General features: G+C 72.3%; 12 protein-coding genes. 6 read left to right on the top strand and 6 right to left on the bottom strand.

Annotation, left to right across the window (positions count from 1 at the left end; genetic code table 11):
- Nucleotides 1–191, top strand: a 191-nt coding sequence (locus VR45_RS49380) for a hypothetical protein (RefSeq protein ID WP_234326416.1), incomplete at its 5' end; no start/stop codon positions are given.
- On the opposite strand, the gene VR45_RS33375 is transcribed toward VR45_RS49380, so the two are convergent.
- The 3 genes from VR45_RS33375 to VR45_RS33365 all read right to left on the bottom strand — a co-directional run bounded on the left by VR45_RS33375 (nt 157) and on the right by VR45_RS33365 (nt 2545).
- Nucleotides 157–543: a hypothetical protein gene (locus VR45_RS33375; protein ID WP_045943643.1), complete on the bottom strand. Its 387-nt coding sequence runs from the start codon at nt 541–543 to the stop codon at nt 157–159. The genes VR45_RS49380 and VR45_RS33375 overlap by 35 nt on opposite strands.
- A gap of 502 nt (nt 544–1045) precedes the next feature.
- Nucleotides 1046–1789, bottom strand: coding sequence for a phosphotransferase (locus tag VR45_RS33370; protein ID WP_234326413.1), 744 nt, complete (start codon nt 1787–1789; stop codon nt 1046–1048).
- A 357-nt stretch (nt 1790–2146) separates the two neighbouring features.
- A complete protein-coding gene (locus VR45_RS33365; RefSeq protein ID WP_045943642.1) occupies nt 2147–2545 on the bottom strand; it encodes an ML domain-containing protein in 399 nt (132 codons plus the stop codon).
- 413 nt (nt 2546–2958) lie between these two features.
- On the opposite strand from VR45_RS33365, the gene VR45_RS33360 reads away from it, so the two are divergent.
- From VR45_RS33360 to VR45_RS33340, 5 genes are all read left to right on the top strand, one after another.
- Entirely contained in the window at nt 2959–3618 is a 660-nt protein-coding gene (locus tag VR45_RS33360; protein ID WP_045943641.1) for a class I SAM-dependent methyltransferase, read from the top strand.
- A 383-nt stretch (nt 3619–4001) separates the two neighbouring features.
- Nucleotides 4002–4847, top strand: coding sequence for a DUF4097 family beta strand repeat-containing protein (locus tag VR45_RS33355; RefSeq protein ID WP_045943640.1), 846 nt, complete (start codon nt 4002–4004; stop codon nt 4845–4847).
- A 142-nt stretch (nt 4848–4989) separates the two neighbouring features.
- The gene (locus tag VR45_RS33350; protein WP_045943639.1) at nt 4990–5976 is read left to right on the top strand and encodes a daunorubicin resistance protein DrrA family ABC transporter ATP-binding protein; all 987 of its coding nucleotides are present in this window, start codon (nt 4990–4992) and stop codon (nt 5974–5976) included.
- Nucleotides 5973–6764 carry an ABC transporter permease gene (locus VR45_RS33345; protein WP_045943638.1) on the top strand — a complete coding sequence of 264 codons (792 nt, stop codon included), beginning with the start codon at nt 5973–5975 and terminating at the stop codon, nt 6762–6764. The genes VR45_RS33350 and VR45_RS33345 overlap by 4 nt, the downstream gene beginning before the upstream one ends.
- A 246-nt stretch (nt 6765–7010) precedes the next feature.
- On the top strand, nt 7011–7718 hold the full coding sequence (locus tag VR45_RS33340; protein ID WP_078897078.1) for a DUF3152 domain-containing protein: 708 nt from the start codon (nt 7011–7013) through the stop codon (nt 7716–7718).
- 31 nt (nt 7719–7749) lie between these two features.
- Here VR45_RS33340 and VR45_RS33335 read toward each other — a convergent pair whose 3' ends face one another.
- The 3 genes from VR45_RS33335 to VR45_RS33325 form a co-directional block, all read right to left on the bottom strand.
- Nucleotides 7750–9114, bottom strand: a complete 1365-nt coding sequence (locus VR45_RS33335; protein ID WP_045943637.1) for a DUF6596 domain-containing protein — start codon at nt 9112–9114, stop codon at nt 7750–7752.
- Nucleotides 9087–9506: a YciI family protein gene (locus VR45_RS33330; protein WP_045943636.1), complete on the bottom strand. Its 420-nt coding sequence runs from the start codon at nt 9504–9506 to the stop codon at nt 9087–9089. The genes VR45_RS33335 and VR45_RS33330 overlap by 28 nt, the downstream gene beginning before the upstream one ends.
- Nucleotides 9507–9686: 180 nt before the next feature.
- Nucleotides 9687–10272 (bottom strand): NAD(P)(+) transhydrogenase (Re/Si-specific) subunit beta (locus tag VR45_RS33325; protein WP_045943635.1); only part of this gene is annotated, 586 nt, incomplete at its 5' end.

Raw genomic sequence — 10272 nt, 5'->3', positions numbered from 1 at the left:
TCCGGCGGAAGTATCCTCGTCGCGCCCGCCGCCGCCCGCCCGGCACGGGCAGGTCGACCGTGCTCAACTCAGGTGTGCTGGGCATCCTGAAGGCCCTCGGCCGCGGTACGGCGATCGTCCCCGACACCTGCGTGACCGCCGGACCGCGCAACGACCTCAACGGGCTGGCATGCCTCCGTGCGGGCTGTTGACCACCAACGGCAGCGACCCTTCAGCAAGGTAGAAGTGCCCGGGGAAGTAGTCGATGTGGAGGTGACCGCCATCCTCGGCGGAAGCTATGCCGCGCAGGTTTTCCGCGAGCACCGTCCTGCCGGCGGAGTCACCGCTGATCACAAGGACCTGCCGCTCGGAATCCAGACGGACAAGGACACCGGGGCCGGCGGTCTTCTTGACCTCGATCCCCGTCAGGGCGTCGCTGCCCGCTGAGGGCGTGGAGCTGAGCAGCCCCTCGCCCTCGGCCACCGCGGCCGCCAAACGGTTCAGTTCCTCTGCCGACGCCGTGAGATCCACTTCGCCGTGCACGGGGTCGCAGATGAGTCTCACGCGGTCGGCACTCCTTCAGGATCGGACTCCCATGATGCCAGCCGGCTGCCGGACACCATCGGGCGCTTCGGATCTACTCGTCCAGGGGCCAATCAACCGCTCTTCCAGTCCGAGCGGGCGAGGCGGTCGCGCCTCGCGTGTCCCGTCCAAGCGCGTCGGCTGCGGGTCTCAACGGCCCATATTGATCAACTTCGGTGCGCCGACGAGAGCGCGGCCGAACCCCGCCAGCGCCGGGTGCCCCGGGCGCGAGCGCCCGGCGGGAGGTCGGGGGCGCGCTCGTACCCGAAAGCCGTCCGAGAAGGATGAGGTGCTCGGGCCTGCTGTCGCCGACCGAGCAGACGCGGCTGGTGCTGTAGAAGTCCTGTGCCGACGACTCTCCGGTCCCGTCGTCGTCGACGTCGGGGTGGACACGCCGGACCACCCAGGCCGGTGAGGATACGATGGGACAAGGTCGTGCGGGCCAGGGATTGCGTCACAACAGACCCAACCCGCACGGCCTTCCTCACGTCACGGCCGCTCCCGTGCCCGGCCGACACGTGGGCTGCTCCTGCCAGCCCGCTGTCGTGGCAGCGCGCTCCTGCCACTGCCTGACTCCCGGGCCGTTCGACTCCCAGCGGTGGCAGAACAGCTCCAGCTCTGCGCACCTGGCCAGCATGGCCGCCTGGCGAACCGGCGACGCGGGCACCGGCCCGCCGTAGGCGTGGAAGAAGCGGTCGAGCGCCTGGCGGTGCTCGGCGTGGTGCATCCGTACGATCCACTCGCACCAGGCCAGGTCCTCGACCGCATCGCCCAGGTGGGCGAACTCCCAGTCGACCACGGCAGTGACCTGGAACGTCACCGGGTCCAGGAGCATGTTGTTGGGCCCGAAGTCCCCGTGGACGAGCACCTGCCCGGCATCCGGGGCACCCGCCCCGAGAACGCTCGGCGCGGTCTCATGGATGCGGCGCAGCAGCGTCCCACATGCCTCCAGGACCTGCGCCGCGCGACCAGCGTCGATCAGGTCCTGGCCCGGAGTACCGGTGACGAACCCGAGGGTGAGGATCCCGTTGTCCAGGCCATGTACCGGGGGCACGGGCAACCTCCCCTGCAACCGGGTCAGCAGCGTGTGCTCCCGCGCACGGCGGAGCCCCGCATCGGGGCCTTCGTAGGTCTTCTCCACCACCGATCCGTCGCCGACGGTGTGGTTGGTATAGCCGTGCTTCAACGGACGCATCCACAGATCATCGATCACGGCACCACGCTGCATCTACACCAACCCTGACTCCATTCGCGCACCACGTCGTAAGGAAAAGAGCGGCCGCTCGCACGTTGACGGCATCAACAAGTACAACGACTCCCTGAACAAGCAGGGCAAGAGGTAGTGAGCACGCTCGGCGCTTGACCGCTCTGCCCCGGTACGGCCCCTCGGGCGCCGCGCCAGGGCAGAGCGGCGGCGGGAACTGTCGGTGGGGTAGGGCTGGGCTGGGCAGAGACTGTTCGGCCGATCACGTGGGTGCTGCCTGACCTGGTCATCCGGCCGCGACCTGAAGCGTTCCGTCGCCGGGACGGGCCGGCCGGACGGTGGGCCTCGCGCTGCCGATCAGGCCAGGGGTGCCCTTGCGGGTCAGGGCCGCTGCCCGAAGTCGACCGTGAACTCCAGGCAGAAGGCGTCCTCCTCGCGCCCGGTAAAGGCATCGAGCCGAATCTTGAACTTGGCCGCCGGGATCTCCCTCGGCAGCGTCTTGGAGAACTCGACATCGAACCGTCCCGTCGCCGACGGCACCGACGCACCCCACTCGGCGAAGAACTCCTTCAGGGTCTGCCGCTTCTGGTGGACCTTGATCAGCCCGAGCTTCACCGTGATCTCGACGTACGCCTCGTCGTCGAGCAGCTTCTGGAGGTCCCCTCCGACCCTGATGGTCAGGCCCTGGCCCGGCCTCGGGGGATCGGGGGTCACGCTGATGGAGCGGATCAGGAGGGTGCCCTCCGGAGTCCCGCAGTCTTCGTAGCTCCAACCGGCCATGCTGCACTCCCAACGGTGAGGCCACCGCAAACCGGTGGCGGGGTCTGGTGATCACCATCGTCGGTCGGTGCCCTGAGGCAGCGGCGAAACGTCGAGCACTTCACCCGTATGCGCGGTGACACGGCCGCAGCGACGGTGAAGGCGGCGTCCGCCGGGACAGCGGTGGTGCACACGCGTCGGCGGTTGCTCTTGTGGAGGGTGTGGCGCCCTGGCGTGCATTCGCGCCGCCGGGCCCGCGCCACCGGCCCGGCGCGGAGTCCGTTCCTCGTACTGGTCAACCCCGTACGAGGTGCCATCACCCGCAGGGTGAGTGTTTCCCACCCCCGCGTCCTCCCCGTGCCGTTGCGGCCCTTGGGTGCGACGACCGGCGGATACATTGCGGCCACTGTGGGTGACGCTAGGAGGTCTCCGTCGTGAGTGTGACGAGTCGGTACCTGGGTGCCTGGGAGGGGTTCTGGCGGGATGCGCCGGACGAGCCCGGGGCGGTGATCTGGGACGCGGAGGCGGCCCTGGTGGCGGAGCGCCACCTCGCGCTGTTCCGGCCGGGGCTGGTCGACCCGGAGCTGCCGGTGGTCGACCTCGGCTGCGGCAGCGGGACGCAGACGCGCTTCCTGGCCGGACGGTTCGGCCGGGTGCTCGGGGTCGACCTGTCGGAGGCCGCCGTGGAGCTGGCCCGGCGGAACGACCCGGCCGGCCTGGCCGAGTACGCCCGGCTGGACGCGACCGACGCCGGAGCCGTCCGCGCGCTCCACGACCGCCTCGGCGACGTCAACCTCTATCTGCGCGGGGTGATCCACCAGAGCGATCCGGCCGACCGGGGGCCGGTCGCCGAGGCCGTCGCGGTGCTGGCCGGGCGGCGCGGCCGGGCGTTCGTGGTCGAGCTGGCCGAAGCGGCCAAGCGGGTCCTGGCGGACCTGGCCGCGGAGCTGTTCGGCGCGGCCGGGCTCGCGGTCCTGGACTCCGGTGAGCTGCCGCTGGCCACTACGGAGTTCACGGCGGACGGTGACCGGATCGAGCTGCCGGCGCGCTGGCTGCTGGTGGGCGCGGACGAGGGGGCCGCCGACCGCGCCTGAGGTGTGCCGCGCCTGGCGTCATCTGGCGCCGAAGTGGCGCCAGTGTCGCCGGGGCTGCTCGGAGGGCAGTGCCACGTAGTCCGATCCGGTCCCGGAGCCCGTCTGGCGCCATGGTGCCACCGGCCCGAGGCTGCCATAGGCGCCCGGACGGAGGGTCGGTGTCGCCGGACCTGAGCCACTCGGGCACATAAAAGGCTTGCGTCTGGCGTCATCATGGTGCCATCATGGCGTCATGAAGCTCATCGCGTACGCCGAGACCCCGCGCCGCGAGGTCGGGCCGGTCCACCGGTAGCACTGTCCACCGGTAGCACCGCCCACCGGTGGCACCAGCTGCCGGACCGACCCACCAGACCGCCATCCGAGACCCCGAGGACGGGATCACCATGCCTTCGTTCGACACTCCCGACCCGATCGCCGTCACCGCGCACGTCGAGGCCGGTTCCATCCATTTCATCGCCGTCGACCGGCCGGACACCGTCGTCGAGGTGCGGCCGCGCGATCCGAAGAAGGACCTGGACGTGCGGTCCGCCGAGCAGACCGAGGTCGGCTACGCCGCCGGGGTCCTCACCGTGCGAACGCCCAAGCCGCGCTACCTGGTCGGCCGTGTGGGCACCGTGGACGTCACGGTCGAGCTGCCCGCGGACTCGCGGATCGAGGTGAGCGGCGCCTGGGCCCAGGTACTGGGTGAGGGGCGGCTGGGCGAGACCGAGGTGAAGACCTCCTCCGGGGACGTCCGTTTCGACACCACCGGCCCGCTGCGGCTGGCCGCCGCGCACGGCTCGATCACCGTGGACCGGATCGAGGGCGAGGCGGAGATCACCACCAGCTCCGGCAGTCTGCGGATCGGCCGGATCGACGGCGCCGCGGTCCTGAAGAACACGCACGGCACTACGACCGTCGACCTCGCCAACGGCGATCTGCGGGTGAGCGGCGCCAACGGCGACATCGAGGTCCGGCGGGCCGGTGGCTCGGTCGCCGCCACCACCGCCCACGGCACCCTGCGCATCGGCGAGGTGGCCCGGGGCAGCGTCCAGTTGGAGACCTCCTACGGTGCCATCGAGGTCGGCATCCGGGAGGGCACGGCGGCCTGGCTGGACCTCGGTTCGGCCTCCGGCCAGGTGCGCAACATGCTCGACGCCTCCGATGCCCCGGGGAAGTCCGAGGACACCGTCGAGGTCCGCGCCCGCACCCGGTACGGCAACATCGACGTCCTCCGCGCCAAGCCCTGATCCCGCGGCTCCGCTCCCCGCCCGGCCTCCGAACGCCCCGAGCCGTCACCAGCCCCCAGCCCCAGCCCCAGCCAGTAGCCAGTAGTCCCCAGCCCGTCGTCACCGAGTCCCCGAACAGGAGGACCACATGCCTTCGATTGTCATGCCCGCGTCCAGGCGGCCCGACTCCCCTCCGCCGCCCGCCGCCGTCACCGCGGTCGGCCTGCGCAAGTCCTACGGCGACCGGACCGTCCTCGACGGCATCGACCTGCGGATCCCGGCCGGCTCGGTGTTCGCGCTGCTGGGGCCCAACGGCGCCGGCAAGACCACCACGGTGAAGATCCTCTCCACCCTCGTCACGGCCGACGGCGGGCACGCCCAGGTCGCCGGCCACGACCTCGCCGAATCGCCGGACGGGGTCCGCGCCGCGATCGGCGTCACCGGGCAGTTCTCCGCGGTGGACGGGCTGATCACCGGGGAGGAGAACATGCTGCTCATGGCGGACCTGCACCACCTGTCCCGCCGGGAGGGCCGCCGGGTCGCCGCCGGGCTCCTGGCCCGGTTCGACCTGGCCGACGTCGCCAAGAAGCCCGCCTCCGGCTACTCGGGCGGCATGAAGCGCCGCCTCGACATCGCCATGACCCTGGTCGGGAACCCGCGGATCATCTTCCTCGACGAGCCGACCACCGGCCTCGACCCGCGCAGCCGCCACACCATGTGGGGGATCGTCCGTGAACTCGTCGCCGAGGGCGCCACCGTCTTCCTCACCACCCAGTACCTGGACGAGGCCGACGAACTGGCCGACCGCATCGCGGTGATCGACGGCGGCCGGATCGTCGCCGAGGGAACGGCCGAGGAGCTGAAGCGGCTGGTCCCCGGCGGACACATCCGGCTGCGGTTCACCGACCCGGCCGCGCACCGTGCGGCCGCCGCCGCGCTGGCGGACGCCGAGCGGGACGACGCGGACCTGACCCTGCGGATCCCCGGCGACGGCAGCCAGCGCCGACTGCGCGCGATCCTCGACCGGCTGGACGCCGCCGGCGTCGAGGCCGACGAGCTGACCGTCCGCACCCCCGACCTCGACGACGTGTTCTTCGCCCTGACCGGTGGTCCCACTCCGCCGCACCAGACCCAGGAGGTCGTCCGATGAGTTCCCTCTCCCTCGCCGTCCGCGACTCGTCGACCATGCTGCGGCGCAACCTGCTGCACGCCCGGCGCTACCCGTCGCTGACCCTGAACCTGCTGCTCACGCCGGTCGTCCTGCTGCTGCTCTTCGTCTACGTCTTCGGCGACGTGATGAGCGCGGGGATCGGCGGTGCCGGCGCCGACCGCTCCGCGTACATCGCCTACCTGGTCCCGGGCATCCTGCTGATGACCATCGGCGGCACCACGGTCGGCACGGCGGTCTCGGTCTCCAACGACATGACCGAGGGCATCATGGCCCGCTTCCGGACGATGGCGATCCACCGCGGGTCGATACTGACCGGGCACGTCGTCGGCAGCGTGCTGCAGGCGGTGCTCAGCGTCGTGCTGGTCGGCGCCGTCGGCGTGGCCATCGGCTTCCGCTCCACGGACGCCACGGTGCTGGAGTGGCTCGCCGCGTTCGGGCTGCTCACCCTGTTCGCCCTGGCGCTCACCTGGATCGCGGTCGGGATGGGCATGGTCAGCCCGAACGCCGAGGCGGCCAGCAACAACGCGCTGCCGCTGATCTTCCTGCCACTGGTCTCCAGTGCCTTCGTCCCGCTGGACGCCATGCCGGGCTGGTTCCGGCCGATCGCCGAGTACCAGCCCTTCACCCCCGCCATCGAGACCCTCCGCGGACTGCTGCTCGGCACCGGCATCGGCCACAACGGCTGGCTCGCCGTCGCCTGGTGCCTGGGCCTGACGCTGCTCGGCCACCGCTGGTCGAAGCGGCTCTTCGACCGGGACCCCCGGTGAGCCCGCGGACGGGACCTCCGGCGGCTGTTCGGCCGGGGCCTCCGGTGAGCCCGCGGGCGTCGGCACGGCCCCGAGCGTGACCGCCCCGGGGAACCCGACCAAGATCGGGTGAACCGCGGAAGGGTCTCGAATCGTCCTATTCGGTATGAACGATGTGTTGATCCACCCCGGACGGGGCCGTTCCCGGGCCGCCGTGCCCGCCGCGGCCCCGTCCTTCCGCCGCTCCATACGCGGGGCCGTCGCCCGGTGGGCCGGGTGACGGCCCGGCTGCCCGCGGGGCGGGCGAGGTACGGGGCGATCGCCCTGGTGGTCCTCGCCGCCGTGGCGGCGGGCACCTGGTGGTGGCGGCCCTGGGCGGAAGCCGCGCCGAAGGCCCTGGCCTTCACCACGGCGCCCGGCGGCACCGAGCGGGTCGGCACCGGGGAGCGCCTCTACCGGTACAAGGTACGGGCGGAGAACGGGCTGAAGGTCACGCCCGCGCAGTTCGCCGCCGAGGTGGACGCCGTGCTCGGGGACACCCGGCGCGGCTGGGCCGCCGGAGGTGAGCGGGCCTTCCAGCGGGTGGACGCCGATCCGGTGGACTTCACCGTGTACCTGGCGACCCCGCAGTCCACCGACCGGATCTGCGGACAGTACGGCCTGGACACCGGCGGCTGGGTGAACTGCGCCGCGGGCAAGCAGGTGGTCATCAACCTCAAGCGCTGGCAGGAGCTGTCCGAGTTCTACACCGGCAAGCCCGAGCTCTACCACGCGCTCGCCGTCAACCACGAGGTCGGACACATCATCGGCCAGGGCCATGTCGACTGCCCGGGCCAGGGCGCGCCGGCGCCGGTGATGATGCAGCAGATCAAGGGGCTGCACGGTTGTGTGCCGAACGGCACGCCGTACGCCGAGGACGGCACCCTGATCACCGGCCCGCCGGTGGTCGCCTCCACCGCGACGCCGGTGCCCTGACGGCGGGGACGATCGCGCCACCAACGGCCGGTCAGCCCAGGGCGGCGGCCTTGCGCAGCAGCACCGACCGCTCGCGGGTGTTGCGGCACATCCGGGCGGCGAGCTCCAGCTCCGACCGGGCCTCGGCGGTGCGGCCGAGGCGGGTGAGCAGTTCGCCGCGCACGCCCGGCAGCAGGTGGGAGCCTGACAGCCGGCCGGACGCGCCCAGCCCGTCGACGATCCGCAGGGCCTCCTCCGGTCCGGCGGCCATGGCGACGGCGACCGCGCGGTTGAGGTCGACCACGGGGGAGGGCGCGACCCGGCCGAGCGCCTCGTAGAGCAGCACGATGCGGGGCCAGTCCGTCTCCGCGACCGACGGCGCTCCGGCGTGGCAGGCGGCGATCGCCGCCTGGAGGCCGTACGGGCCCAGGCCGTGGCCGGTGGCGGCCGCCCGGTCGAGCGCGGCCAGTCCGCGCCGGACGGCGGAGCGGTCCCACCGGCGGCGGTCCTGGTCCTCCAGGAGGACCGGTTCGCCGTCGGGCCCGGTGCGCGCGGGGAAGCGGGCGGCGGTGAGCTCGAACAGGGCGAGCAGGCCGGACACCTCCGGTTCCCCGGGCAGCAGCGCGGCCAGGGTCCGGGCCAGCCGGATCGCCTCGTAGGCGAGGTCGGTGCGCAGCAGCCGGTCCCCGCTGGTCGCCGTCGAGCCCTCGGTGAAGAGCACGTAGAGCACGCTCAGCACCCCGCCGAGGCGCTCGCGCCGCTCCTCCGGCGGGGGCATCTCGAAGGGGACGCCGGCGGCGGCGACGGTCTTCTTGGCCCGGGTGATCCGGGCCTGGAGGGTGGGCACCGGCACCAGGAGGGCGCGGGCGATCTCCTCGCTGGACAGTCCGGCGACCACCCGCAGGGTCAGCGCCGCGCGGGCCTCGGGCGACAGCACGGGGTGGCAGGCGACGAACATCAGCGCGAGCACGTCGTCCTCGATCAGGTCCGGGTCCCACGGCAGCTCGTCCGGCTCGGCGGGGGCGGGCTCGGCGCCGGAACTCGCCCCGCCCTCGGGCAGCCGGCCGGCGAGGGCCGCGTAGCGCTCGTCGAGGGCGGAGCGGCGGCGGAACCGGTCGATGGCGCGACGCCGGCCGGTGGCGAGCAGCCAGCCGACCGGGCTGGCCGGCTCGCCGTCGCGCGCCCAGGCGACGAGCGCCTCGGCCACCGCCTCCTGGGCGACGTCCTCGGCGAGGTCGAAATCGCCGGTGAAGCGGGTGAGGGCGCCGACGATCCGCGCCGACTCGATCCGCCAGACGGCCTCGACGGCCCGCCGGGCGGCCTCGGCGGCGCCCGGCGGGCCGTCGAGGTGCCCGGCGGACCCGCCGGCGCCGTCGGTCGGTCCGGTGCTCAGAGCTGGCCGGTCCGCTCGCGCCATTCCCGCTCCTGGATGATCCACTTGTTGTCCTGCGGGAACTCGTCGATGCCCGGCACCCGCCGGATCTCGATCTTCATCCCCGGGAGGGACGGCAGCCGCTTCGCCCAGGCGACCGCCTCGTCCTGCGAAGCCACGTCGAGGATGTAGAAGCCGCCGAACAGTTCCTTGGTCTCACCGTAGGGCCCGTCGGTGACAATCGGTGCCTCCCCGGTGAAGTCGACCACCACGCCCGTCGACGCGTCGTCGAGCCCCTCGGCGGCGATCAGTACCCCGGCCCGGATCAGCTCGTCGTTGTAGCGACCCATGATGTCGAGGATCTCCTCGAAGGGCGTGTCCATCATCTTCTCGCGCGTCTCGTCGCTGCCACGCATGATCAACATGTACTTCGCCATGGCTGTTCTCCTTGGTACGGGTTTGGTGCGGGGTCGGCACGGGAGTCGCTGTCCGACCCTCTCTACCCCAGGTCGAACGGGACGGCGCGGGATCGACACGACGGGGGCGCCCGGAGCGAAATTCTCTCCGGACGCCCCCTGACACGCCTCCTGAAGTCCGCGTGCGGCGCGATGTCCCCGCTACACGCCCGCCCGGTCCACCGGCGGCACCCGCCGGACGGCCGCGGCCGCGCCCCCGGAGCCGTCGGCGTCCAGGGCCCGGAGGATGTCCTCCACGCTCTGCTTGGCGTCGCCGAACAGCATCGCGCTGTTCTCACGGAAGAACAGCGGGTTCTGCACCCCGGCGTAGCCGGACGCCATCGACCGCTTGAACACGACCACCTGCTCCGCCTCCCACACCCGCAGCACCGGCATGCCCGCGATCGGACTGGCCGGATCGTCCATGGCCGCCGGGTTGACGGTGTCGTTGGCGCCGATGACGAGGACGACGGTGGTCGCGGCGAGGTCGTCGTTGATCTCGTCCATCTCCAGCACGATGTCGTACGGCACCTTCGCCTCCGCCAGCAGCACGTTCATGTGCCCGGGCAGTCGCCCGGCGACCGGGTGGACGCCGAAGCGGACCTCGACACCGCGCTCGCGCAGCCGCCGGGTGAGTTCCGCGACCGGGTGCTGCGCCTGCGCCACCGCCATGCCGTAGCCGGGTGTGATGACGACCGACTTGGCCTGCGCGAGCTGCCGCGCGACCTCCTCGGCCGGGACCTCCCGG

This window comes from Streptomyces sp. NRRL S-495 (assembly GCF_000966955.1).
In the GTDB taxonomy this organism is placed as follows: Bacteria; Actinomycetota; Actinomycetes; order Streptomycetales; family Streptomycetaceae; genus Kitasatospora; species Kitasatospora purpeofusca.
This window is presented reverse-complemented; position numbering and strand designations above follow the sequence as displayed.

What these genes read in the sequence shown, in the direction of transcription:
- VR45_RS33335 (WP_045943637.1), bottom strand. Translation starts at nt 9,114, where the DNA reads ATGGCGCGAGCGGACCGGCCAGCTCTGAGCACCGGACCGACCGACGGC.
- VR45_RS33365 (WP_045943642.1), bottom strand. Translation starts at nt 2,545, where the DNA reads ATGGCCGGTTGGAGCTACGAAGACTGCGGGACTCCGGAGGGCACCCTC.
- VR45_RS33345 (WP_045943638.1), top strand. Translation starts at nt 5,973, where the DNA reads ATGAGTTCCCTCTCCCTCGCCGTCCGCGACTCGTCGACCATGCTGCGG.
- VR45_RS33350 (WP_045943639.1), top strand. Translation starts at nt 4,990, where the DNA reads ATGCCCGCGTCCAGGCGGCCCGACTCCCCTCCGCCGCCCGCCGCCGTC.
- VR45_RS33370 (WP_234326413.1), bottom strand. Translation starts at nt 1,789, where the DNA reads ATGCAGCGTGGTGCCGTGATCGATGATCTGTGGATGCGTCCGTTGAAG.
- VR45_RS33330 (WP_045943636.1), bottom strand. Translation starts at nt 9,506, where the DNA reads ATGGCGAAGTACATGTTGATCATGCGTGGCAGCGACGAGACGCGCGAG.
- VR45_RS33355 (WP_045943640.1), top strand. Translation starts at nt 4,002, where the DNA reads ATGCCTTCGTTCGACACTCCCGACCCGATCGCCGTCACCGCGCACGTC.